Raw genomic sequence first — 23886 nt, 5'->3', positions numbered from 1 at the left:
TCACTCGTTCTTGGTAGTTGTGCTTGCGGCCTGCCCTGGGCCGGCCACCGCCAGCGCGGCGGCATCGGGCGTGTTCAAGGCGGCGGCGTTCCAGCCTCCGCCCACGGCCTTCACCAGCGCCACGCTGGCCACCAGCTGCCGGCCATGCAATTGCACGGCGGCGCGTTCGTTTGACAGGGTCAGCGCTTGGGCGACGGCCACGGTCAGAAAGGTCGTGGTGCCCGCGCGGTATTGCGCCAGGGCCAATTGCTCGCTCAAGCGCGAGGCGGCCACCGCGTCGTCCTGCACGCGCGCTTCATCGTCCAGCACGCGCAGCGTGGACAGGTTGTCTTCCACCTCCTGAAATGCGCCCAGCACCGTCTGCTTGTATTGCGCGGCGCTGGCATCGAACACCGCCACGGCCTGCGCGTCACGCGCTTTGCGCAAGCCGCCGTCGAACACGGTTTCGGCCAACAGCGCGCCCAATGACCAGACCCGGCCCGGTGCGTTGAACCACTGCGCGAAACTGGCGGCGCCAAAGCCGCCGCTTGCCGACAACACCAGCGACGGGAAGTACGCCGCGCGCGCCACCCCGATGCCCGCATTGGCCGAGGCCACATTGCGTTCGGCCGCTGCGATGTCCGGCCGCCGTTCCAGCAACGCCGACGGCAGGCCCGTGGGCACCGGCGGCACCTGGTACGTCCAGGGCTGGCCGGCCGGCAAGGCGGGCAGATCAAACTGCGCGGGCGTGCGCCCCGTCAGAATGGCGATGGCGTGTTCCAGCTGGCTGCGCGACGCGTCCAGGTCGATTGACTGCGCCTGTGCGGTCTTCAGTTGCGCTTCGGCCTGCGCTACATCCGAACGCAAGGCCACGCCCGCGTCGTACTGGCTTTGCGTCAGCTTCAAGGTGCGCGCATAGGCTTGCAGCGTGCGGGCGTAAAGCGCTTTTTCGCGGTCCACGGCCCGCAATTGCAGATAGTCCTGCGCCAGCGCGGCCTGAATGCTGAGCCGGGCGGCGGCCAAACTGGCCTCGCTGGCCTGGGTCGTGGCGTCGCTGGCTTCGACCTGGCGGCGCACCGCGCCCCACAGGTCGGGTTCCCACGACACGTCCAGCGCGGCGGCGTAGCCATTGGACACCGTCGTCACGCCATTGCTTTTCGCCCGCGCCCGCTGGGCAGAGGCGCTGACGCCCACCGTGGGCCAGAAGCCGGCCCGCGCAGCGTCAGCGGCCGCCCGCGCCTGGCGGTACTGGGCCTGCGCCTGCTGAATCGTCTGATTGGCGGCGTTGGCCTGGTCGATCAGCGTGTTCAGCGTGGCGTCGCCATACGCTTCCCACCAGCGCATGTTGCCGTCGATCGCCCCGGGCTCGGCCGGCTTCCACGGGCCGGCTTCCTTGTAGGCGGCAGGCAGGTCCATCGCCGGGCGCGTGTAATCCGGCCCGGCCGCGCAACCGGCCAATGCCAGCACGGCCGACAACCCCGCCCCCGCCCAACGCGGCCCCATACGATTTCCCGTGTTCATGTCGCGAGCCGGGTCCCCGGCCACTTGTGGATAGGGTTCCACTGTAGAAAGGGGTCCCGGACCCCACGCTGTCCGCATCCTGACAAAACGGACAGGTTCGCGGGCGCGGGCGGCGGACAAGGCCCTCACGGGGACAGATGCGGCCGGCGGCCCAAGCCGCCCCGCCCGTCCCGGTCAAAAGAGTTAAAATGCCGGCTACCTTTCTTGTTTGGCGGCTTGCTGCTGTCAAAGCCTTTTGTCAAAGTCCTGTTGGCGTCTCACCTCAAACAATGACCACTATCCTCCCGAACCTTCCCACCGGCCAGAAGGTCGGCATCGCCTTTTCCGGCGGCCTCGACACCAGCGCAGCGCTTCTGTGGATGCGCAATAACGGCGCCATTCCGTACGCCTACACGGCGAACCTGGGCCAGCCCGACGAATCCGATTACGACGAAATCCCCCGCAAGGCCCTAGCCTACGGCGCCGAAAACGCCCGCCTGATCGACTGCCGCGCGCAGTTGGTGGCTGAAGGCATCGCCGCCCTGCAAGCGGGCGCGTTCCACATCTCGACCGCCGGCATCACGTACTTCAACACGACCCCCATCGGCCGCGCCGTCACCGGCACGATGCTGGTGGCCGCCATGAAGGAAGACGACGTCAACATCTGGGGCGACGGCAGCACCTTCAAGGGCAACGACATCGAGCGCTTCTACCGCTACGGTCTGTTGACCAACCCCGACCTGAAGATCTACAAGCCCTGGCTTGACCAGCGCTTCATCGACGAACTGGGCGGCCGTTCGGAAATGTCCGAATACATGCGCCAAGCCGGCTTCGACTACAAGATGTCGGCCGAAAAAGCCTACTCGACCGACTCCAACCTGCTGGGCGCCACCCACGAAGCCAAGGACCTGGAGCAACTGAACTCCGGCATCCGCATCGTCAAGCCCATCATGGGCGTGGCGTTCTGGCGCGACGACGTGGCCGTGAAGGCCGAAGAAGTCACCGTCCGCTTCGAGGAAGGCCAACCGGTCGCCCTGAACGGCGTGGAATACAGCGACCCGGTCGAACTGCTGCTGGAAGCCAACCGCATCGGCGGCCGCCACGGCCTGGGCATGAGCGACCAGATCGAAAACCGCATCATCGAAGCCAAGAGCCGCGGCATCTACGAAGCCCCGGGCCTGGCGCTGCTGTTCATCGCCTACGAACGCCTGGTCACCGGCATTCACAACGAAGACACCATCGAGCAGTACCGCGAAAACGGCCGCAAGCTGGGCCGCCTGCTGTACCAAGGCCGCTGGTTCGACCCGCAAGCCATCATGCTGCGCGAAACCGCCCAACGCTGGGTCGCCCGCGCCATCACCGGCGAAGTCACCATCGAACTGCGCCGCGGCAACGACTACTCGCTGCTGAACACGGAATCGGCCAACCTGACGTACGCGCCCGAGCGCCTGTCGATGGAAAAGGTCGAAAACGCCCCGTTCACGCCGGCAGACCGCATCGGCCAACTGACCATGCGCAACCTCGACATCGTCGACACCCGCGAAAAGCTCTTCACGTACGTGAAGACGGGTTTGCTGGCATCCAGCGGCACGTCGCTGCCCCAGCTGACGGACGCGGCGAAGAAGAAGTAATTCTTCAACGCCCAACAAAAAACCCCTCGACGATGTCGAGGGGTTTTTTTTGTGGGTCTGGGATTGATGGGTTGCGGCGATGGATCGCAGTCGTTCTTATGCGCGTATTCGCGCGCTTCACCCATCCTACGCGCGGCATTCGCAACGCCATATTGACCAGCGCATTCACGAAGCGCCACCACCCCAACGCAAGACACCGCGTAAGCGCCAAAAGGCCGCCCGCGCGGCCGGCCTGGCGCGGGCCCCGCAAGATCTTCCCCCACCCACCACCGTAGGCGCGAACCCTAAGCAAACCATTCGCCCCAGCGCCCGTCAGGTTTCCACCACCCGAGCCCTGCGCGTCGGGGGCCTGGGGTGCGCGGGGCGTCGATAAGCCCGAGGGAATCTGAAGGAACCCGCCGAAGGCGGGTGACGAAGATGACAAAGGGGAAGTCCGGAGCGAAGGCTCCGGACCGCAATCGTTGCCCCGCGCACCCCAGGCCCCCGACGTGCAGGGCGTCTAAAGAACCCACCACCCGCGAAACACAAAAACCAAAGCGCCTACAACTCCACCTGCATTCCCATTTCCACCACCCGATTCGCCGGAATCTTGAAAAACTTCGTACTCCGCGTCGAATTCCGAGCCATGAACGAGAACACCGCCCGCCGCCACCGCCACAGCGCCGGCTTTCTCGCCGCCACCACGGTCTGCCGCGACAGGAAATAAGACGTCCGCATCGGTTCCAGATCCAGCTCGGGATACGCTTCAGCCACCAGCCGCAGCGCTTCCGGCACATCCGGATCTTCCTTGAAGCCGTAATTCACCGTCGCCGTCCAGCTCGACGCGCTCAGCTTCTTCACCACGAAACGCTCTTCCGGCGAGATATACGGCACGTCCGCCACCAGAATCGTCAGAAACAGCACGTGGTCGTGCAGCACCTTGTTGTGCTTCAGGTTATGCAGCAGCGCCGGCGGCACATTGCCCGAATTCATCGTCATGAAGATCGCCGTACCCGGCACCCGCGACGGGGGGTATTCCTCAAGCTGCTCCATGAATTCCTTGAGCGGCTGACGATCCCGATGCTGCATATCAGACAGCAGATGACGGCCACGGCGCCACGTCATCATCAGCGTGAACACCACGATCGCCACCAGCAGCGGCAACCAGCCGCCCTCATGAATCTTGAACACGTTGGCCGAAAACAGCAGCACGTCGAACAACAGCAACAGGCCCAGCACGCCAAACCACAGCATCCGCTTCACGCCCGTCGTGCCGCGCGGCAGCACCGCGAACGCCAGCACCGACGTCGTCAGCATCGTGCCCGTCACCGCAAAGCCGTAGGCTGCGGCCAGGTTGTCGGAATTGCGGAACAGCAGCACCAGCACCAGCACCGCGCACAACAGCAGCGCGTTCACCTGCGGCAGATAGATCTGGCCCTTCTCAACGGCCGAGGTATGCAGAATCTGCATGCGCGGCCAGAAACCCAGTTGCACCGCCTGCCGCGTCACCGAATACGCGCCGGAAATCACCGCCTGCGACGCCACGATGGTTGCAATCGTCGCCAACGCCACCAGCGGCGCCAAACCCCACTCGGGCGCCATCATGAAGAACGGATTGCGGATTGCCGTCGGGTCGCGCAGCAGCAGCGCGCCCTGGCCGAAATAGCAAAGCGTCAACGCCGGCAACACCATGCTGAACCAGGCGCTGCGAATGGCCGGTCGGCCAAAGTGGCCCATGTCGGCGTACAGCGCCTCGGCGCCTGTCAGCGCCAGCACCACCGCGCCCAGCAACACAAAGCTGATCAGCGGAAACTCGATGATGAAGCGCAAGCCCCACATCGGGTTCAGCGCCGCCAGCACTTCGGGCGTCTGCCAGATCTGCCACGCGCCCAGCGCCGCCAAGGTGCCGAACCACACCAGCATCACGGGGCCGAACAGCTTACCCATCACGCTTGTTCCGTGCGACTGGATCGCGAACAGCGCCACCAGCACCACCAGCGCAATCGGCACCACCCAGGCATCCAAGGTGTGCGACACGATGCTGATCCCTTCCAGCGCCGACAGCACCGAAATGGCCGGCGTGATCATACTGTCGCCATAAAAGAGCGCCGCGCCAAAAATGCCCAGCACGATCAGCACCCATCGCAATTTGCCGTCACGGTTGCGCACCGCCAGCTCCAGCAGCGCCAGCGTGCCGCCCTCGCCCCGGTTGTCGGCGCGCAGCACCAGCGTCACGTACTTCAAGGACACCACCACCATCAGCATCCAGAACAGGATGGACAGCACGCCCAGCAAATGCGCAGGTTCAAGGTCCGTGTGCACGCTCAGGCCGGTCAGGCAGGCGCGCAGCGTGTACAGCGGACTGGTGCCGATGTCGCCATACACCACACCCAATGCGCCCATGATCAGCGCCGCGCGCGACGATGGTGCATGCACCCCGCCTGCGTGAGCGCCTGACGGGGAAGGAACACCAGCCGAAGCTTGGCTCATGATGTCGGTTCTTGACGAGTAAGTTGAGCCCCTTTGCGGGGGCCGGGGAACACAACGGATAGCCGCGTTCCGGAAAAGTCGGGGCGGCTGGTGAGCTTCCACCAGGCGCCATGCGCGTGCGCAATCTCGCGCACGATCGCCAGGCCCAATCCCGAGCCGCCCGCCGTAGCGGTGGGCGACCGGTAAAAAGCTTCGAACACGCGGTCGCGCTCTTCGGCGGGAATGCCGGGGCCGTCGTCCTCAACCGTCAGCGACGGCGGGTTGGCGCCCACGATCAGCGTGATGCGCCCGGTTTCGTTACCGTAGCGCAAGGCGTTGTCGATCAGGTTGCCCAGGAGTTCGGCCAGCAGCAGGGGGTCGGCGTCGATCCAGATGGGCGCATCCGGCGCCACCAGATCCAGCTCATAGCGCGCCTCGCGCACACGCGGAAACCACTCGGCCCCATGCGCCCGCACCCATTCGCACAGGTCGATACGCACAAAGCTGTCTTGCGGCCGTGCGTTCGGATCGGCACGCGCCAGCACCAGCAACTGCTGGCCCAGGCGGATCATGCGGTCACTGACGGCCTTGATGCGTTCGGCCCGCGCCCGCACATCGTCGGGCAAGGGGCGAGCCAGCATCAGTTCGGATTCCAGCCGCAGGCCAGACAAGGGGGTGCGCAGTTGATGCGCCGCATGGCCGATGAAACGGCGTTGCGCGGCAAGCGAGGCGTCCAGCCGCAGCAGCAGGTCGTTCGTGTGCGTCACCAGCGGTTCGATCTCGACCGGCACGCCCGCCACTTCCAGCGGCTGCATATCGTCGATGGAGCGCTGCCGGATTTCTTCCGACAAATGGTTCACCGACCGCAGCCCCGACCGCACGCCCTGCACCACCACCCAGGTGAACAGCGCGATCAGCGCCACCTGCCCCACCACCATCAGCCAGAAGAAGTCTTCCAGCATCCAGAGCGACATGTCGATCTTGTGCGTGATGACCCACGTGGCTGCAAGATCCAGCAGGACGAGCAGCAGAATCGGCGGCATCAGGCGTATCACCAGATGCCGCGCCAGCGAGCGTGAAGGGAGCAAGGGGCGTGAGGGAGTAAGAGCGGAAGGAGTGCGTTCGTGCGTCATGACGCGATACCCTCGCTGTGGCGGATGCAAGTGCGCAGCCGGAGCATGCCGGCCGCGCCCGGCCCGTCAGGCCGTTTCCACATCCAGCATGTAGCCGAAGCCGCGCACCGTCTGGATGCTGGCGCCCGTGCCTTCCAGGCGCTTGCGCAGACGGTACACATAGACTTCAACCGCGTTTTCGCTGAAATCGGCGTCCCAGGCGGACAACGAGTTCACGATCTGGCGCTTGGTCACAACGCGGCCCACACGGGCCATCAGCATCTCAAGCACAGAGAGCTCGCGTACAGACAGCGACAGGCGTTGGCCATTGGCGCGCACTTCGCGGCCGACCGTATCGAACACCAGGGGGCCGACTTCGATCAGCGGCTGGGCCTGACCGGCGCGCCGCCGGCCAAAGGCGCGCACGCGCGCCGCCAGCTCGGGCAGTTCAAAGGGTTTGGTGACGTAGTCGTCAGCGCCGGCATCCAGGCCCGCAACGCGGTCTTCGATGCCATCACGCGCGGTGAGGATCAGCACGGGAACCTGATTGCCGTCTTGGCGCAATTGCCGCAGCACATCAAGCCCGCTCATGCCGGGAAGATTCAGGTCGAGCAGCATGAGGTCGTACGGCTGGCCTGCCAGAGCGCCCAGGACACGGTCGCCTTCTGTCAGCCAGTCGACCGCATAACCCTGGTCGGCCAGGAATTCCTGGAGCGCGTGGCCCAGGGTGGTGTCGTCTTCGATTACCAGTACTCGCATGCCGCGATTCTAGCGCGATCCGAAAAAAAAGGGGCGCGAAATGCGCCCCCTTCTAGCAGGATTCGTTCACCGGCCGGACGGTGCCCCGGCCGGAGCCGGCGTTGCGCCCCCCGGGGCACTGCCCGCGGCAGGCGCTTCAGCGGCGGCGGCCCCGCCTGTCGGCGGCGTCGTCACGAACCCGATGCGCGACATGCCCGAGCGGCGAGCCGAGGCCATGACCTTGGCCAGCGTTTCGTAGCGGGTGTTCTGATCGGCGCGGATGCGGATTTCCGGTTGCGGCTTGGTGCCGGCGATCGACTTGAAGCGATTGGGCAGGTCATCGATATTGACCGGCTTTTCGTCCCAGAACATTGCGCCGCTGGCGTCAATGGCCAGGTCCACCGTCTTGGGCTCTTCTTCGATCTGCTCGGCGGCCACCTGGGGCATGTTGATCTTGATCGAGTGCGCCAGAAGCGGCGCCGTGATGATGAAGATCACCAGCAGCACCAGCATGACGTCGATCAGCGGCACCATGTTGATCTCGGAAACCGCATGGCTTCCGGACCCTTTTCCCTCGAAGCTGCCAAAGGCCATTATTCGCTCCCGCGTTGAACCGCGGCGCCGTTACCGTTCTGGCGACGCAGGGCGCGCACCTTGCCGTCGGACAGCGCAACTTGCTGGCCGGTGGTCAGGAACGCAAACAGGTCATGGGCAAAAGCATCCAGGCGCGACAGGAACACGCGGTTGTTGCGCACGAACGTGTTGTACGCCAGCACCGCGGGAATGGCCACTGCCAGGCCCAGGCCCGTCATGATCAGGGCTTCGCCCACCGGACCGGCGATACGGTTGATGGTGACGCCATCGGACAGGCCGATACCCACCAGCGCGTGATACACGCCCCACACCGTACCGAACAGGCCGACGAACGGCGCGGTGGAACCCACCGAGGCCAGCACCGTCAGGCCGTTTTCCAGCTTGGCGGTTTCTTCGTCGATCACCTTGCGCATGGTGCGCGTGACGAAATCGGAGTTGCTGCCCGACTCTTCCAGCTTGGTGGCGCCAAACTTGTTGTGGTGCGCTTGCGCGTGCATGGCGTGGCTGGCCAGATGCGAGAACGGATCGCGCGCGCCGTGCGTGCTGATTTCGTGCTCAACCTGCTCCAGCGAGCTGGCGTTCCAGAACTTGTTCAGGAAGTCGGCCGAACGTTTGCGCATGCTGACGTTGCTGGCGGCCTTGACCAGGATCAGGTACCAGGTCACCAGCGACATCAGGATCAGGATGACGAACAGGGTCTTGCCGACGAAGTCGCTCTGGGCGACAAAGTGCAGAAAGCCCATGTCGGGAACCGCAGCCGGAGCCGGGGCTGCCGGCAGCGCAGCAGCGGCGCTGTGCAGCGCATCCGCCGATTGCTGGGCGACCGCGCCCGCGGTCGTCGCGGCTTGTTGGGCTGCGGGCGCAGCCGCGGCGGCGGCAGGCGCAGCGGCGCCCGCAGCGGCCGGCGCTGCCGGGCTGGTGGTCGCCTGCGCCACCAGGGTGGCGCTATGCAGTGCGTTGGACATCTCAGTTCCTCATTACGAAATCGAACGGAATTTTGGCTTTGGCGGCATAAGCCACGCCATTACGGGTATAGGGCTTGAACTTGGCCTTGCGGGCGGCGGTCAGCGCGGATTCGTCCAGCCTCGGGAATCCCGACGACGTGTCGATCGTGGCGCGGTCCACCAGCCCCTGCGTATTGATCTCCACCAGCACCAGCACCCGCCCCTCTTCCCGCATGCGGCGCGATGCCATCGGGTAGTTGGGCATGGGGCGCGCGCCCTGGAACTCAATACTCGACACCAGGACCGGCTGGTCAGGCGGAGGCCCTTGCTGCGGACTCTGCGAAGCCTGAGCCCCGTCCGTGGCGCCGGCGGGCGGCGTTTGCGGAGGCGGCGTTTCCGGCTTGGGTTCGGGTTTGACTTCCTGCTTGGGCTGGGGCTTGGGCTTCGGCTTGGGCTTAGGCTTAGGGGCCGGCATCGGCGGCTTTTCAACCACCGGTTCAGGCTCGGGTTCCGGCTCGGGCTTCAGTTCGGGTTCGGGCTCGGGTTCCGGCTCGATCTCGGGCTGGGGCTCGGGCGGCGGCTCCACCACGGGCTGCGGCACTTCCGGCGTGGGCTCGGCCTTAGCCACCTGCGGGATGGGCGCATCCACCAGACTGACCATGACAGCCTCGGGTTCCTCCAGTTCAGGACGATTCGCAGGAGCCATGAAAATGGCGCCGATCACAGCCGCGTGAAGTGCGACAACCGCCAGGCCAGCGCCTGCGCGTATACCAAATGAAGACGGCGAAGAAGAATTCCAACCGCGTTGAAAACTAGGCATGAATCAGCCAGGGGTGCATTGACTTAGCCGGCCAGCCAGGGAAAGGACGCGCGCAAAAGGGGAACGTCGGCTGGCCGGTACAAGCCGAACATAATATCTTAAATGCGAATGATTCGCACGTCCTATTTCGTCTGGAGTAGCGTAACACTGCTGATTCTGGTCAAGCCAGGATGCACAAAACGCTTACGAAATTGCTTGCACACCGGCAAGCGCGCGGGTAAGTGCGGGGCGTGGATGAGCGCCTAAGGAAGGTGCACGGGCATCCCTGCGTCACGCGATGTGCAGCAGGGTGTGTAGCGATCTGCGCAGATAGGCACCGCTAGATATCAGCGCCCGAAAACAAAAAACCCGCCACGATGCCGTGTGCGGGTTTTGCATGGAACCTGCCGGTTCCGGACTTGCTGGGTGTATCGGCGGCCAGCGGAAAACCGATGGCGTCGATGGCTTTTGATGGTGGGTGCTACAGGGGTCGAACCTGTGACCTACGCCTTGTAAGGGCGCCGCTCTACCAACTGAGCTAAGCACCCGATCCTGACACTTCCGTTGCCGCCTCAATACGAGGTTTCGTGTGAAGCAACTGCCAACTCGGGGTACTCAAAAGCAATACGCGGGCCGGAGTATACCGGACCGCGTGATTGTCGGCAAATCGCGTGGGACCAGCCCCGCGACCGCCGTGCCGTCCATTAGTTGACGGCGTCCTTCAGGGCCTTGCCCGGACGGAACTTCGGCACCTTGGCCTTCTTGATCTTGATGGTCTCGCCCGTACGCGGGTTGCGGCCAGTGCGCGCAGCGCGTGCCGACACGGCAAACGTGCCAAAGCCAACCAGCGTGACCGTACCGCCTTTCTTCAGCGTGGTCTTCACGGCACCGATCAGGGCGTCGAGCGAACGGCCGGCTGCAGCCTTGGAGATATCGGCCTTGCTGGCGATGTGATCGATGAGTTCGGTTTTGTTCATTCAGGTGTACCCCTCACAAGGTATTGAGTCTGGCGAGGCCGTGCGGTTCATGGCTGTCATGCAGGGACGCCACCAACTTACGCTAGGCCCGACAAACGACGAACAGACAGTGGATAAACTTTTTCTTGCGCTGCAAAGCACAACTTTTAAACTGCTGCGCCGCTTAGGATTTGATGGCATTGATGCCTTCAAACCGTCAGCGACGCAGAGATGTATTAGGCCTTGGCGTAGAGCGGCTGTCAAGCGAAAACCTCACCACAACCCGCGCCAATACTAGCTTTTAGCTGATTTCGCAATAAACAAAAACGCGCATTTCGGGGTTTGCACGACACCCCTTAACAACGCTTCAAGCCTGAATCAAACATCAGCCCAGCGGCGCAGCAAATTGTGATAAATGCCGGTCAGCTGCACGATCGATGCGTGCCCCGCGACGTCTTGATTCAAGCGCTGAATGGCCACATCCATATCCAGCAGCAATGCGCGCTGACTGTCTTCGCGCACCAGGCTCTGCATCCAGAAGAACGAACTGACGCGAGCGCCACGCGTCACCGGATTCACCTTGTGCAGGCTCGTGCCCGGATACAGCACCATATGCCCCGCCGGCAGCTTCACGGCGCGCGGACCATAGGTGTCATCGATGACGAGCTCGCCGCCATCATAGGAATCAGGTTCGGAAAAGAACAGCGTGGCCGACAGGTCCGTGCGCACGCGCTCGGCCGTGCCTGCAATACCGCGCACCGCGTTGTCCACGTGATAGCCGAATGCCTCGCCACCTTCATAGCGGTTAAAGAGCGGCGGGAAGATCTTGCGCGGCAAGGCGGCGGACATGAACAGATTGTTCGTCGCCAGGCGTTGCAGGATCAGGTTGCCGAGTTCCTGCGCCAAGGGATGCTGTTCGGGCAGTTGCCGGTTGCGCTTGACCTCGGCCGACTGGTAGCCCGCCGTGACCTTGCCATCCACCCATTCGGACGCATCCAATCTGCGCCGGATATCAGCCGCCTCGTCGGGCGTGAATACTTCTGCGATCTGTATCAGCATGAATCTTGTCCTGGCGTCATCACAGCCGCACCCACGCGGCCTGCGTGCGCTTGTCGGATTATCCCTTCAGACACCCATTCAACGCCTGATCGAAATCAAACAGCAGATCAGCCTCGTCTTCGATGCCCACCGACACGCGGATCAGGCTGTCGGCAATGCCCATCTGCTTGCGGCGTTCGGCGCCCATCTCGTAATAGATGGTGTGCGCGGCCGGCAGCGCCAGGCTACGCGTGTCGCCCAGGTGGGTGGCCATCAGCACGATGCGCAGGCGGTTCAGGAAATCAAAGCAATCCACGCCATCAGCAAGCTCTACGCCCAGCAGCCCGCCAAAGCGCGACCCGAACAGGGCTGCCGCGCGCGCGTGCTGCGCATGGCTGGCCAGACCGGGGTAATGCACCTTGGCAACGCCGGGGTGCTCTTCCAGAAAGCGCGCCAACGCCAGTGCGTTGGCGCAATGCTTGGCCATGCGCAGCGCGAGCGTTTCAGCGCCCACGGCAATGCGGTGCGCGGGTTCGGCGGCCAACGTGCCGCCCATGTCGCGCAGGCCCTTCTTCTTGATCTGCGTCAGGCCCCAGCTGGTGGACGCCCCCTTGCGATAGGCGTCGTAGATATTGGCGTAGTCCGCCCAGTCATACAGGCCGGTATCCGTCACCGCGCCGCCCAGCGCATTGCCATGGCCGCCGATGTACTTCGACAGCGAATTCATCACCAGCGACGCGCCCACCGTCGACGGGCGGAACATCCACGGCGAGGTCAGCGTGTTATCGACCACGTAGACCAGATGCTTTTCGCGGCAGATTTCGCCAATCACGGCCAGGTCAGCAACCTGCGTACCCGGGTTGGCGATGGTCTCGGTAAAGACCATGCGCGTGTTCGGCTGAATGGCCGCACGCACCTGCGCGGCGTCCGTCGCATCGACGAAGGTGATTTCAACGCCCAGCTCAAGCAGCGTGCCCAGCAGGCTGTTGGTGTTGCCGAAAACGAACTGGCTGGACACCAGGTGGTCGCCGCGGCGCAGCAGCGTCGTGAAGATGGCTGACAACGCCGCCATGCCTGTGGCGAAGCTGACCGTGCCCTTGCCGCCTTCCATATGGTTGATCTTCGCTTCCAGCGCCGTGGTGGTCGGCGTGCCTTGGCGCGCGTACGTAAAGCCCGCCTTGCCCTGGAACACAGCAGCCAGTTCGCGCGCGTCGTCGTAAGCGAATTCCGATGACGGATGCATCGGCTTGTGCACCGCTCCGTGCTCGACGGATTGTTGGCGGTCGGAATGGAGGATCGTGGTGGTAAAGCCGTTCTGGTGCATGATGGGCTGACGCGTAAAGGAAGATCTACAAACGAAGGGTTGAACCGGTCAGGCTTGGCGCTGACGCACGGTTTCGTACAGGCAGACGGCGCTGGCCACGCTGACGTTCAGGCTTTCCACCGAACCCAGCATGGGAATGTTCACGAGCTGGTCGCAGGTTTCACGCGTCAGGCGGCGCATGCCCTCGCCTTCCGCGCCCATGACCCACGCCATCGGCTGGCGCGCATCGATCTGGTGCATGCTGTCGGTGGCCTGGTCATCGGTGCCGACCAGCCACACGCCGCGGTCCTTCAGGCTGCGCATCGTGCGCGCCAGATTGGTCACCATCACATAGGGGACGGTGTCGGCCGCACCGCAAGCCACGCGCTGCACGGTGGCGTTCAGGCCCACGGCGCGGTCGCGCGGTGCGATCACCGCGTGCACGCCGGCAGCATCGGCGGTGCGCAGGCAGGCGCCCAGATTGTGGGGATCGGTCACGCCGTCAAGAATCAGCAGCAGCGGCGGGCCTTCAATGACGTCAAGCACTTCGTCCACGTCCACCGCCAACTGGCGTTCGTCAGCCAGCGCCACCACGCCTTGATGGCGGGTGCCGCGCGACAGGCCGTCAAGGCGCTCCATCGGGACCGGATGCAGGCGGCAACCCGCCTTTTCGGCCTGCTCGATGAGCGTCTGCATGCGCTTGTCGCGGCGCGACGCTTCTACATAGATTTCCTTGATCGACTCGGGCGCGTGGCGCAGCCGCGCGACAACCGCGTGAAACCCGGCTAGAACTTGGGTCGACGCCATAGATGCAATACCTTTAGATAAACGAATACCCGCCCCAGAGGGGGCGGGCCACCGGACCAAGCCGGCCATCAGCGCAATGTTACCCCTTATGGCCGCCCCGCCCTAAGACAGGGTGACCATAAAGCGCACACATCGGGCGGGATCAGTGCCGCTTGTGCGTGGCTTTTTTGGCCGGCGCGGCGCGCTTGGATGACCGAGGCGGCTTGCTGGCCTTCTTGGCGTCTGCACGCCGCTCTTTGGCCGTTTGACCCTTGAGCGCAGCGGGCTTGGGCGCAGCCGCCTTCTTCACGCGGCGCACCGGCTCGTCCGGCCCACGGGCCGCCGCCTTGCGCAAGGCATCGAAACTCGTACCCTGCACCAAGCGGAATTCGATGCGGCGCGCTTCCAGATCGACGCGGGCCACTTGCACCTGCACCTTGTCGGTCAGGCGATAGCGCATGCCCGTGCGTTCGCCGCGCAACTCATGCAGCGCGTCGTTGAACTGGAAGTACTCGCCGCCCAGTTCGGACACATGCACCAGCCCTTCTACGTGCAGCGTATCCAGCGTGACGAAGATGCCGAAGCTGGCCACGCCGGTGACGGTGCCGCTGAAGTCTTCGCCCACGCGTTCCTTGACGAACCAGCACTTGAGCCAGGCTTCGACATCGCGCGAGGCTTCGTCGGCACGGCGTTCGCTGGCCGACAACACCAAGCCCATCTTTTCCCAGATGGCTTGCTCGTGTTCCTTTTGCGTGCGGCCGATGACCACCGCTTGGTGATCATCCAGGCTAGGCACATAACGCTGGCCAGCCAGCAACGCCTTGATCACCCGGTGCGTGAGCAGGTCGGGGTAGCGGCGGATGGGCGACGTGAAATGGCTGTAGCCGGGGTACGACAGGCCAAAGTGGCCCATGTTGTCCGGGCTGTACACGGCTTGCTGCATCGAGCGCAGGCACATGGTTTGCAGCAACTGGTAATCGGGGCGGCCGCGCACGGTGTCGAGGAAGTCGCCGTAGTCCTTGGCGGTGGGCGTTTCACCCCCGCCCAGCGACAAGCCCATCGTGCGCAGGAATTCACGCAGCGATTGCAGGCGTTCCGGCGTGGGGCCTTCATGGATACGGTACAGGCCAGGATGCTTGCTGCGCGTCATGAAGTCGGCCGCGCAGGTGTTGGCGGCCAGCATGCACTCTTCGATCAGCTTGTGGGCATCGTTACGCACCGACGCCACGATCTGTTCGATACGGCCGAGCTCGTTGCAGACGATCTTGGTTTCGACGGTGTCGAAATCGATCGCGCCGCGCTTCTTGCGGCCCTGCACCAACAACTGGAACAGCTCATACAGATGCTGAACCTGCGGCATCACGGCGCGCATCGCTGCGGCGGCGGGGCCGCCCGGCTGCTGCAATGCCGCCCAGACGTTCGTGTAGGTGGTGCGGGCATGCGAGTGCATCACCGCGTTATAGAACTGGTATGCCGTGACCGTGCCGGCCTTGGCGCCGGTTGCCGGAATGACCATGTCGCAGACCAGCACCAGGCGGTCGACATCGGGGTTCAGCGAACACAGGCCATTGGAGAGCGACTCCGGCAGCATCGGAATGACCCGGCGCGGGAAGTACACGCTGGTGCCGCGTTCGATGGCGTCGTCGTCGATGGCGTCGCCCGGGCGCACGTAATGGCTGACGTCGGCAATCGCTACCAGCAGGCGCCAGCCCGGGCGCTTGCGCTGTCCCGTGCCGAGTTCGACCGGCTCGCAATACACGGCGTCGTCGAAATCGCGCGCGTCTTCACCGTCGATGGTGATCAGCGGCACATCGCGAAGATCCACGCGGTCTTTGAGATCGCTTTTACGCACCACGTCAGGCAGGCGTGCAGCCTGCTTGCGGGCGGCTTCCGAGAATTCGACGGGCACATCAAACTTGCGCACCGCGATTTCGATTTCCATGCCGGGGTCATCGATTTCACCCAGCACTTCCGCCACGCGGCCCAGCGGCTGCGTGTGGCGAGTGGGCTGCTCCATGATTTCAACCGCGACCACCTGCCCATGCTGGGCGCCGTTGGTGTCGCTGGGTGGAATCAGGATGTCGTGCTTGATGCGCTGGTCTTCCGGCACAACGATGGACAGGCCATGCTCGTGCAGGAAGCGGCCCACCAGTTTGTTGGTGCGGCGTTCAATGACTTCAACGATGGTGCCTTCCGGCTTGCCCCGGTATTCGCCCGACGGCTTGACCAGCACGCGGTCGCCATGCAGCACCTTGAGCATTTCGCGCGGCGACAGGAACAAGTCCGGGCCGCCGTCATCGCGCAGCAGGAAGCCGAAACCGTCGCGATGCCCCAGCACCTTGCCGGCGACAAAGTCCAATTTGGTAGCGAGCAACAACACGCCTTTGCGGTTGGGCATCAATTGCCCGTCGCGTTCCATAGCGCCCAACCGGCGCTCGAAACCGACCATCGTCGCCGCGCGCTCGATGCCCATGCGCTCTGCCAACTCAACCGGAGACAGCGGCGAGCCTGCGGAACGCAGCGCCGTCAAAATGGCTTCACGGGACGGGACATCAGGGTCGAAGTCCGGCGGCGCTTCGGGCAAGGGTGTTGATCTGTTGTTTTTCGATTCGTTATTCGATCGTTTTGCCAAAGCTGAAATTTCCGTATATAATGCGCAGCTTCTGTGGTTCGCCCAAGGCTGAACACTGAAGCAGAAATGGTCAGAGGGGTCGAAAGACCCATTGTAAAACCAACTGCGCTCAGGACGCATGTTTTAGTTAAACGTTTTTAAGCTTTCAGGCTTTAAAAACACAAACTAAAGCAAAGCAACTAGAGCGGCAGCGTATCACATACTTCTGACACAGTATCTCTCAGTGCCCAGGTGGCGGAATTGGTAGACGCGCACGGTTCAGGTCCGTGTGCCGCAAGGTGTGGAGGTTCGAGTCCTCTCCTGGGCACCACGGAATTTAAGTCTGATTGGCTTTCGGGCGAGTCAGATAGTGAAAGGTAAAAAGTAAGACGTCAGAGCCAACAGCTCTTTCTTTGCCCAGGTGGCGGAATTGGTAGACGCGCACGGTTCAGGTCCGTGTGCCGCAAGGTGTGGAGGTTCGAGTCCTCTCCTGGGCACCACCCGCATATAGGTCGAATCAGCACTTAGCTGATTGGATAGCAAGGCGAAAAGCCCCGAAGATCGAAAGATGTTCGGGGCTTTTGCTATGTCGCGGCTTTTGCTTTGCGCGCGCAATTCGTGAAACCTTCACGAGCCATTCACCTTCACGAGCCATTCATTTAAATGGCCCGCAGATTAATCACGCAGGATTATCTTCTGCACGCCCTGCCCGACTGCAAACTCATCGCCATGGCACCTTGCGCTGCAAATGATGCCGCGCATAAAGATCTTCACCCATCCCTTCGATCTGCCCGTCGATCAACGCTTCGAATGGCCGCAGCAACGCATCCACACTCATCGGCGCCTCGATCGCATTCAACGCGTGCGTGACGGCTTCGATCGTGGACAGCGCACCCGGAATATCGGCATGACGCACGCGATAACGCGTGGTCAAGCCCGGCGGCAACATCACGCGCGGCAACGCCGCCAGCTCGGGATTGATGTGCAGCAACTTGCGCGCATGCCCCCACGTGCCATCCGGCACGATCAATTGAATCGGCTGATCCAGATCCTGCCCATACCCCGGATGCAAGACCTCGGCGGCCGGCCCCGGAAACAACAAGCGAGGCGCGTAGCCAGGCGCGGCCCAATCGCTCGGCTCGAAGCGTTCACCCACCACCCGCCGCGCACCCGCCAGCCCCAGCACCGCCAACCGGGCGGTGTTCAAAGCGTGACGCGATTCACTGGGATGCTGCAACACCACGATGCGGGTGCGGCACGACAAGGACGGGATCAGCGCGCACAGGCAGTGCGATTCGGGGCGCAGGCAGCGCGTGCAAAGAGGGCGAGACATGGGGCGACACTATAGCGAAAGTGGGCCGCACGAAAAAATGCGGAAAGAGAGAAAAAAGATTCTCCGTCGCTTGCACACCTTCAAAAAAGTATGCATAATCTCGTTCCTCTGCTGCTGAACAAGAAACGAAGCGAAAGCGACGCAACAAGTGAAGCGACAGCGCCCAGGTGGCGGAATTGGTAGACGCGCACGGTTCAGGTCCGTGTGCCGCAAGGTGTGGAGGTTCGAGTCCTCTCCTGGGCACCAATTATTACATCACGAGGTACCTGCGTGATGCGCCAAGAAAAACCCCGTTCGTGAAAACGACCGGGGTTTTTTCTTTTGGCTTTTCGTGGTTTGCACGCGCCCTAGCCCTACTTCAGTTCGCGCGTCATCACCACATGCGGAATGCCCGCTTCCACGAACTCCTCGCCTTCCACCGCAAAGCCGTGCGCCTGATAGAAGCCGGCGGCGTGTGTTTGCGCGTGCAACACCAACATACGATGGCCATCGCCGTGGCCTTGCTCGATCAGCGCATCCAGCAACTGCCCGCCCACGCCCATGCCGCGCGCTTTCTTGTGCACGGCCATGCGGCCGATATGGCCATCGGGCAGCAAGCGGCCGGTGCCCATCGGCGTGCCGTCCGGCCCATACGCCACGGCGTGTACTGACACGGCATCGTCATCGTCCAGCTCAACCTCGGGCGGGACTTTTTGCTCGACGACAAAAACTTCGTATCGAACCGAGTAAGCGTCTTGGCGCAAGCGGTCCCACGTGCCGAGCGCAATACGCACTGCTGATTTTTTTGATGGTTTATTGGTCGACATTTCCATTCCCTCGCGTGCAACGGATCAACAATAAATATCCTACGCCGCATTCTCGCAAGGATGACACCGAGCCGAAAAGGGGTACGATCGCGGCTTGCCCACGTTGCCTGCACCCAACATGACGCCCGCCACACCCCCAACCTGGCTGAAAATCGCGCCCGCGCTTTTCCTGTTGTTGTGGTCCAGTGGATTCGTCGTGCTCAAGATCGGCCTGGCTTATGCCGACCCGATGACGTTTCTGGCGGTGCGCTACGCCTGCGTCGTGCTGATTCTGGCGCCCTTCATGCTGATCATGCGCCCGCCGCTGCCGCGCGGCGCTCGCGCCTGGGGCCATCTGGCGATGGTCGGGCTGTTGCTGCAAGCGGGCTATTTCTGTTGCACGTATCTGTCTTTGAAGCTCGGCATGTCCGCGGGCGGCCTGGCGCTGATCGCATCGCTGCAACCTATTCTGATCGGACTGCTGGCGCCGATGATCGCGCAGGAACGTGTCGACCTCCGGCGTTGGGCTGGCCTGGGCCTGGGCGTCTCGGGCGCCGCGCTCGTCATCGTCGCCAAGGCGTCGATTGATGTGCTGGCGCCGCTGGGGCTGCTGTTCGCCGTGGGCGCACTGCTGTGCATCACAAGCGGCACGCTGTACGAAAAGCGCTACGGCACCGCCACGCATCCCGTCACGTCCAATCTGGTGCAGTACGCCGTTGGCCTCGCGGTCACCGCGCCGCTGGCGTTCTGGCTGGAACCCATGCATATCGAATGGACCGGCCCGCTGCTGGGCGCGCTGGCCTATCTGGTGGTGGGCAATTCGCTTATCGCCATCACCTTGCTGCTGACGATGATCCGGCACGGCGAAGCCTCGCGCGTATCCGCCCTGTTCTTCCTGGTGCCGCCCTGCACGGCGGTGTTCGCGTTGATGGCGCTGGGCGAACCCATTCCCGCACTGGCTTATCCAGGCATGGCGTTGGCCGCGTTGGGTATTCTGCTGGTCACCCGCAGCGCCCGCGCTCGCCAAGTAGAATGAGCGCCTTCCCGCGCCCTCGCCTTCGACCATGAATGCCGTCATCACCGCCGCCCTGCCGGTCTTTGCGCTGATCCTGACCGGATGGCTGGCCGCCCGCGCAAAGGTGCTTGGCCCCGGCGCGACCGACGCGTTGAACCGCTACGTGGTCTACCTGTCGCTGCCGGCGCTGCTGTTCCGGGCGATGACGCAGGTGGACTTGGCGCACATGGCGCACTGGGGTTTTGTCGGCGCATTTGCCGGCGGCATCGCCGTGACGTTTTTGGTGGCGTTTTTGCCGGGCCGGGGCGCTGACAAGAACACGCGGCGCGCCCTCACCGACCGCAGCATCGAAGGGCTGGCGGCGTCATACGCGAATGCCGGCTACATGGGCATTCCGCTGTGCCTGGCGCTGCTGGGCGCGGACAGCCTTGCGCCCGCCACGTTCACCACCCTGCTGACCGCCAGCGTGCTGTTCGGCTTCGCCATCGCACTGATTGAATTCGACCGCCAGCAAACCCCCAACGCCGCCGCCACGCTGATCAAAGTCGGCCGGGCGCTAACGCGCAACCCCTTGCTGGCCGCCCCCGTGCTGGGCCTGGCCTGGGCCTCGACGGGCGTCGCGCTGCCCGAAGGCATCGACCGCTACGTGGCCTTGCTGGGCGCGTCCGCCAGCCCGTGTGCGCTGGTCACGATCGGCCTGTTCCTGGCGCAGACGGAAACGGCCAGCGCAGGCCCAGGCGTACTGCGCCTGGTGCTGGGCAAGCTGTTGCTGCAGCCCGCCGTCACGGCAGTGCTGGCCTTCTATGTTTTTTCCATGCCCCCGCTGTGGGCCTGGACCGCCGTGCTGATGAGCGCGTTGCCCATCGGCACCGGCCCATTCATGCTGGCCAATATGTATGGCCGCGATGCGCGCGTTACGTCCCGCGCCATCCTCGTCTCGACCGTGGCCTCGGTGCTGACCGTCAGCCTGCTGGTGGCCTGGATCAGCGCCCATCCTGTTTCCTGACCGTCGTTGCTCGCCGCCGACTTCGCCGCAGCCTGGCGCATTGTCTGGAACGCCATCTGTGGCGGCGGCAAGCGACTCAGCCCTTAATAACTTTTAGTTATTATTCAAGCGGAATTTATTGGTTTGGGAGATTTGCGCTCCGCCTTAAACTTCCAACATTCCTACGGGCGCCCTCAATGCGCCCGTTTGCTTTGACGATACCCATCCCATCGGGATACCCATGAGCTCCAACGCCTCGACCCTGCCCCTGCCCTCTTCGGCCCTGCCGCCCATCCAGATCAACCGCAAGCCGCTTTGGATTGCACTGTTGCTGCTGCTGGCCGGCGCGCTCTATCTGAACCAGACCGTCAGCTGGCGCCAAGGCGCGCTGTGGGTGGTCGGTGCGCTGCTGGGCGTCACGCTGTACCACGCCTCTTTCGGCTTCACGCAAGCATGGCGCGTGTTCGTGTCGGATCGCCGGAGCGCGGGGCTGCGCGCGCAAATGTTCATGCTGGGCGTGGGCGTGCTGCTGTTCTTCCCTTTCCTGGCATCGGGCTCGCTGTTCGGCCAGCCCGTCACGGGATTTGTCTCGCCGCCGGGGGTGTCCGTGGTGCTGGGCGCCTTCCTCTTTGGCATCGGCATGCAGTTGGGAGGCGGCTGCGCCTCGGGCACGCTGTTCGCAGTGGGCGGCGGCAATACCCGCATGCTGGTGACTTTGCTGTTCTTCATCATCGGTTCGGTGATTGCCACCGCCAACTTCGGCTGGTGGTCGGCGCTGCCCGCGCTGGCGCCCACGTCGCTGATCAAGACCTGGGGCCTGGCGCCGGCGCTTGCCGCCAACCTGGCCGTGTTCGCGCTGATCGCCTGGGTGGCCACCGCGCTTGAGAAGCGCCGCCACGGTCATGTGGTGTCGTTTGCATCGCGCACCGCGCGTCCGGTGTCGCTGCTGCAAGGCCCGTGGCCGCTGATCTGGGGCGGGGTGGCGCTGGTCGTTCTGAACTTTGCCACGTTGGCGCTGGCCGGCCGCCCGTGGGGCATCACGTCAGCCTTTGCGCTGTGGGGCGCCAAGGCCCTGAACGCCGTCAGCGGCGACGTGGCGACCTGGACCTACTGGAGCAAGCAGCCCTCGCTGGGCGCACCGCTGCGCCAAGACGTCACCACCGTCATGGACATCGGCCTGATGCTGGGCGCGCTGGCCGCGGCCAGCGCAGCGGGCAAGTTCGCCCCTGTGTGGAAAGTGCCCGCGCGTTCGCTGGCTGGCGCCGTCATTGGCGGCCTGCTGCTGGGCTATGGCTCACGCCTGGCGTTCGGCTGCAACATCGGCGCCTACTTCAGCGGCATCCTGTCGGGCAGCCTRCACGCTTGGCTGTGGCTGCCGGCCGCCTTCGCTGGCAGCGCCCTGGGCGTGCACCTGCGCCCGGCTTTCGGCTTGGCGGTTGAGAAGACGCCGCCTGCGTCCAGCTGCTAAGCCGCGCGGCTTAACCCCGGCACTGAAAAACAGTGTTCCAGAATCGGCCCCCTTAATTAAGGGGGTCTTTTTTTTCTGGGGGGTGAGCTGGTGTATGGTTGCTCCATTCCGCAATACGGAGAGGACTATGAGCTGGTTTGTCGGCCGCTACACGGCCTTTATATTGACCCTGGCAGGCGCGGCCATCACCGCCTTCCTGGCCATCACCAGTTCACTCTGGTGGCTATGGGCGGCCGTGCCGCTGGCGGCGCTGGGCGTGCTGGGTGTCTATGACCTGATCCAGACCCGCCACGCCATCCGGCGCAATTACCCCGTGCTGGGCAACCTGCGCTTCCTGTTCGAATTCATCCGCCCCGAGATCCGCCAGTACTTCCTGGAAGACGACACGCAAGCCGCGCCGTTCTCGCGCGCGCAACGCTCCATCGTGTATCAGCGCGCCAAGCGCGAGATCGACAAGCGCCCCTTCGGCACGCAGGAAGACGTCTACGGCGACCGCTACGAATGGATCAACCATTCCATGTCGCCGTCGCACATCAACGACACGGATTTCCGCGTCACGGTGGGCGGGCCTGACTGCAAGCAGCCCTATTCAATGTCGGCGTTCAACGTGTCGGCGATGAGCTTTGGCGCCCTGTCCGCCAACGCGATTCTGGCGCTGAATGAAGGCGCACGCCAAGGCGACTTTGCGCATGACACGGGCGAAGGCGGCATCAGCCGCTACCACCGCCAACCCGGCGGCAGCCTGGTGTGGAACATTGGCTCGGGCTACTTCGGCTGCCGCGACGAGCACGGCGCCTTCTCGGAAGAAGCCTTTGTAAAGAACGCCTGTACGCCGCAGGTGAAGATGATCGAAATCAAGCTGTCGCAGGGCGCCAAGCCCGGACATGGCGGCATCCTGCCTGCAGGCAAGGTCACGCCCGAGATCGCCGAAGCGCGCGGTGTGGCGGCCTGGCAAGACTGCAATTCGCCGGCCAGCCATTCGGCGTTTGACTCCCCCATCGGCCTGATGAAATTCGTGGCGCGCCTGCGCGAACTTTCAGGCGGCAAACCCGTGGGCTTCAAGTTCTGCGTGGGCCACCCATGGGAATGGTTCGCCATCGTGAAGGCCATGCTGGAAACCGGCATCACGCCGGACTTCATCGTGGTGGATGGCGCGGAAGGCGGCACGGGCGCGGCGCCCGTCGAATTTGTCGACCACGTCGGCACGCCGCTGCGCGAGGCGCTGCGCCTGGTGCACAACACGCTGATCGGCGTGAACCTGCGCGACCGCATCAAGCTGGGCGCGTCCGGCAAGATCATCACCGCTTTCGACATGGCGCGCGTCATGGCGATGGGCGCCGACTGGTGCAACGCCGCGCGCGGCTTCATGTTCGCCATTGGCTGTATTCAGGCGCAGGCCTGCCACACCGGCAAATGCCCCACTGGCGTCACCACGCAAGACCCGCTGCGCCAACGCGCGCTGGTCGTGCCAGACAAGGCGCAGCGCGTGACGTTCTTCCATCGCAACACGCTGCATGCGCTGGCCGAACTGCTAGCGGCAGCCGGTTTGACTCACCCTGGCCAATTGCGTCCGCACCATATCGCGCGCCGCATTTCGTCCAGCGAAATCCGCCTGCTGTCCGCGCTGTTCCCCGAACTGGCGCCGGGCGAATTGCTGCGCGGCGAATTCCGCCATCAAGTCTTCAGGGTGGGTTGGGCGATGGCGCAGGCAAGCTCGTTCCAGCCGACGCAAGACATCACGACGGCGCTGGCGGAGCATCGCGCTTAAGTTTCAAGGCAACAGACAGCGGATGTTCAGCAGCGGATGTTCAGCAACGGCTAAGCGTACGACGGCCAACTGCGGCCAACGACGGCCCACTAC

The 23886-nt window shown here is 63.8% G+C and carries 19 protein-coding genes and 4 tRNA genes; 8 read left to right on the top strand and 15 right to left on the bottom strand.

Features of this window, described 5'->3' with window-relative positions:
- Positions 1-1500 (bottom strand): efflux transporter outer membrane subunit, encoded by a 1500-nt coding sequence (locus tag AC1DB0_RS07255; protein ID WP_476757608.1) that lies wholly within the window; start codon positions 1498-1500, stop codon positions 1-3.
- A 269-nt stretch (positions 1501-1769) separates the two neighbouring features.
- Between AC1DB0_RS07255 and argG the strand changes: the two genes are divergently transcribed.
- Positions 1770-3110, top strand: coding sequence for an argininosuccinate synthase (gene argG, locus AC1DB0_RS07250; RefSeq protein ID WP_054423394.1), 1341 nt, complete (start codon positions 1770-1772; stop codon positions 3108-3110).
- A gap of 540 nt (positions 3111-3650) precedes the next feature.
- On the opposite strand, the gene AC1DB0_RS07245 is transcribed toward argG, so the two are convergent.
- From AC1DB0_RS07245 to rnr, 12 genes are all read right to left on the bottom strand, one after another.
- Complete coding sequence (locus AC1DB0_RS07245; protein ID WP_054423395.1) at positions 3651-5579, bottom strand: potassium transporter Kup; 1929 nt, start codon at positions 5577-5579, stop codon at positions 3651-3653.
- The gene (locus AC1DB0_RS07240; protein WP_054423396.1) at positions 5576-6601 is read right to left on the bottom strand and encodes a sensor histidine kinase; all 1026 of its coding nucleotides are present in this window, start codon (positions 6599-6601) and stop codon (positions 5576-5578) included. The genes AC1DB0_RS07245 and AC1DB0_RS07240 overlap by 4 nt, the downstream gene beginning before the upstream one ends.
- 156 nt (positions 6602-6757) lie before the next feature.
- Positions 6758-7429: a response regulator transcription factor gene (locus AC1DB0_RS07235; protein WP_006218435.1), complete on the bottom strand. Its 672-nt coding sequence runs from the start codon at positions 7427-7429 to the stop codon at positions 6758-6760.
- Between the two features lie 66 nt (positions 7430-7495).
- Positions 7496-8002 carry an ExbD/TolR family protein gene (locus AC1DB0_RS07230; RefSeq protein WP_054423397.1) on the bottom strand — a complete coding sequence of 169 codons (507 nt, stop codon included), beginning with the start codon at positions 8000-8002 and terminating at the stop codon, positions 7496-7498.
- A complete protein-coding gene (locus tag AC1DB0_RS07225) occupies positions 8002-8967 on the bottom strand; it encodes a MotA/TolQ/ExbB proton channel family protein (RefSeq protein ID WP_082387088.1) in 966 nt (321 codons plus the stop codon). Before AC1DB0_RS07225 ends, AC1DB0_RS07230 begins: the two co-directional genes overlap by 1 nt.
- 1 nt (position 8968) lies before the next feature.
- On the bottom strand, positions 8969-9766 hold the full coding sequence (locus AC1DB0_RS07220; protein ID WP_054423398.1) for an energy transducer TonB: 798 nt from the start codon (positions 9764-9766) through the stop codon (positions 8969-8971).
- A gap of 451 nt (positions 9767-10217) precedes the next feature.
- Positions 10218-10293 (bottom strand) — tRNA-Val (locus AC1DB0_RS07215).
- Positions 10294-10449: 156 nt separating this feature from the next.
- Positions 10450-10722, bottom strand: coding sequence for an HU family DNA-binding protein (locus tag AC1DB0_RS07210; protein ID WP_003812968.1), 273 nt, complete (start codon positions 10720-10722; stop codon positions 10450-10452).
- 357 nt (positions 10723-11079) lie between these two features.
- Entirely contained in the window at positions 11080-11760 is a 681-nt protein-coding gene (locus AC1DB0_RS07205) for a Fe2+-dependent dioxygenase (RefSeq protein ID WP_054423399.1), read from the bottom strand.
- A 58-nt stretch (positions 11761-11818) separates the two neighbouring features.
- Complete coding sequence (locus AC1DB0_RS07200; protein ID WP_342067570.1) at positions 11819-13063, bottom strand: cystathionine gamma-synthase family protein; 1245 nt, start codon at positions 13061-13063, stop codon at positions 11819-11821.
- Between the two features lie 48 nt (positions 13064-13111).
- Positions 13112-13849: a 23S rRNA (guanosine(2251)-2'-O)-methyltransferase RlmB gene (rlmB, locus tag AC1DB0_RS07195; RefSeq protein WP_054423401.1), complete on the bottom strand. Its 738-nt coding sequence runs from the start codon at positions 13847-13849 to the stop codon at positions 13112-13114.
- Between the two features lie 142 nt (positions 13850-13991).
- Positions 13992-16460 (bottom strand): ribonuclease R, encoded by a 2469-nt coding sequence (gene rnr / locus AC1DB0_RS07190; protein WP_054423402.1) that lies wholly within the window; start codon positions 16458-16460, stop codon positions 13992-13994.
- Positions 16461-16685: 225 nt separating this feature from the next.
- Here rnr and AC1DB0_RS07185 point away from each other — a divergent pair.
- Positions 16686-16770 (top strand) — tRNA-Leu (locus AC1DB0_RS07185).
- An 84-nt stretch (positions 16771-16854) separates the two neighbouring features.
- Positions 16855-16939: transfer RNA gene (locus AC1DB0_RS07180), tRNA-Leu, on the top strand.
- Between the two features lie 221 nt (positions 16940-17160).
- Here AC1DB0_RS07180 and AC1DB0_RS07175 read toward each other — a convergent pair.
- Positions 17161-17772 (bottom strand): tRNA-uridine aminocarboxypropyltransferase, encoded by a 612-nt coding sequence (locus AC1DB0_RS07175; protein ID WP_476757611.1) that lies wholly within the window; start codon positions 17770-17772, stop codon positions 17161-17163.
- 161 nt (positions 17773-17933) lie between these two features.
- Between AC1DB0_RS07175 and AC1DB0_RS07170 the strand changes: the two genes are divergently transcribed.
- A tRNA-Leu gene (locus AC1DB0_RS07170) sits at positions 17934-18018 on the top strand.
- Positions 18019-18125: 107 nt separating this feature from the next.
- On the opposite strand, the gene AC1DB0_RS07165 is transcribed toward AC1DB0_RS07170, so the two are convergent.
- The gene (locus AC1DB0_RS07165; protein ID WP_082387090.1) at positions 18126-18584 is read right to left on the bottom strand and encodes a GNAT family N-acetyltransferase; all 459 of its coding nucleotides are present in this window, start codon (positions 18582-18584) and stop codon (positions 18126-18128) included.
- Positions 18585-18696: 112 nt separating this feature from the next.
- Here AC1DB0_RS07165 and AC1DB0_RS07160 point away from each other — a divergent pair, with 112 nt between their 5' ends.
- From AC1DB0_RS07160 to AC1DB0_RS07145, 4 genes are all read left to right on the top strand, one after another.
- Entirely contained in the window at positions 18697-19593 is an 897-nt protein-coding gene (locus tag AC1DB0_RS07160) for a DMT family transporter (RefSeq protein ID WP_476757912.1), read from the top strand.
- Between the two features lie 28 nt (positions 19594-19621).
- Positions 19622-20578, top strand: coding sequence for an AEC family transporter (locus AC1DB0_RS07155; protein WP_054423405.1), 957 nt, complete (start codon positions 19622-19624; stop codon positions 20576-20578).
- A 220-nt stretch (positions 20579-20798) separates the two neighbouring features.
- Entirely contained in the window at positions 20799-22025 is a 1227-nt protein-coding gene (locus tag AC1DB0_RS07150) for a YeeE/YedE family protein (RefSeq protein WP_054423406.1), read from the top strand.
- A 127-nt stretch (positions 22026-22152) separates the two neighbouring features.
- Entirely contained in the window at positions 22153-23793 is a 1641-nt protein-coding gene (locus tag AC1DB0_RS07145) for an FMN-binding glutamate synthase family protein (protein WP_054423407.1), read from the top strand.
- The last annotated feature ends 93 nt before the right edge of the window (positions 23794-23886 follow it).

The sequence above is a fragment of the Achromobacter sp. 10T422 genome, from assembly GCF_056394065.1.
This window is presented reverse-complemented; position numbering and strand designations above follow the sequence as displayed.

Bases quoted from the DNA above. Each gene is read 5' to 3' on its own strand.
- AC1DB0_RS07155 (WP_054423405.1), top strand. From the start codon at position 19,622: ATGAATGCCGTCATCACCGCCGCCCTGCCGGTCTTTGCGCTGATCCTG.
- AC1DB0_RS07160 (WP_476757912.1), top strand. From the start codon at position 18,697: ATGACGCCCGCCACACCCCCAACCTGGCTGAAAATCGCGCCCGCGCTT.
- AC1DB0_RS07210 (WP_003812968.1), bottom strand. From the start codon at position 10,722: ATGAACAAAACCGAACTCATCGATCACATCGCCAGCAAGGCCGATATC.
- AC1DB0_RS07255 (WP_476757608.1), bottom strand. From the start codon at position 1,500: ATGAACACGGGAAATCGTATGGGGCCGCGTTGGGCGGGGGCGGGGTTG.
- AC1DB0_RS07200 (WP_342067570.1), bottom strand. From the start codon at position 13,063: ATGCACCAGAACGGCTTTACCACCACGATCCTCCATTCCGACCGCCAA.
- AC1DB0_RS07225 (WP_082387088.1), bottom strand. From the start codon at position 8,967: ATGTCCAACGCACTGCATAGCGCCACCCTGGTGGCGCAGGCGACCACC.
- AC1DB0_RS07240 (WP_054423396.1), bottom strand. From the start codon at position 6,601: ATGCCGCCGATTCTGCTGCTCGTCCTGCTGGATCTTGCAGCCACGTGG.
- AC1DB0_RS07245 (WP_054423395.1), bottom strand. From the start codon at position 5,579: ATGAGCCAAGCTTCGGCTGGTGTTCCTTCCCCGTCAGGCGCTCACGCA.
- AC1DB0_RS07205 (WP_054423399.1), bottom strand. From the start codon at position 11,760: ATGCTGATACAGATCGCAGAAGTATTCACGCCCGACGAGGCGGCTGAT.
- AC1DB0_RS07165 (WP_082387090.1), bottom strand. From the start codon at position 18,584: ATGGAAATGTCGACCAATAAACCATCAAAAAAATCAGCAGTGCGTATT.
- rlmB (WP_054423401.1), bottom strand. From the start codon at position 13,849: ATGGCGTCGACCCAAGTTCTAGCCGGGTTTCACGCGGTTGTCGCGCGG.
- AC1DB0_RS07230 (WP_054423397.1), bottom strand. From the start codon at position 8,002: ATGGCCTTTGGCAGCTTCGAGGGAAAAGGGTCCGGAAGCCATGCGGTT.
- AC1DB0_RS07175 (WP_476757611.1), bottom strand. From the start codon at position 17,772: ATGTCTCGCCCTCTTTGCACGCGCTGCCTGCGCCCCGAATCGCACTGC.
- AC1DB0_RS07220 (WP_054423398.1), bottom strand. From the start codon at position 9,766: ATGCCTAGTTTTCAACGCGGTTGGAATTCTTCTTCGCCGTCTTCATTT.
- argG (WP_054423394.1), top strand. From the start codon at position 1,770: ATGACCACTATCCTCCCGAACCTTCCCACCGGCCAGAAGGTCGGCATC.
- AC1DB0_RS07235 (WP_006218435.1), bottom strand. From the start codon at position 7,429: ATGCGAGTACTGGTAATCGAAGACGACACCACCCTGGGCCACGCGCTC.
- AC1DB0_RS07145 (WP_054423407.1), top strand. From the start codon at position 22,153: ATGAGCTGGTTTGTCGGCCGCTACACGGCCTTTATATTGACCCTGGCA.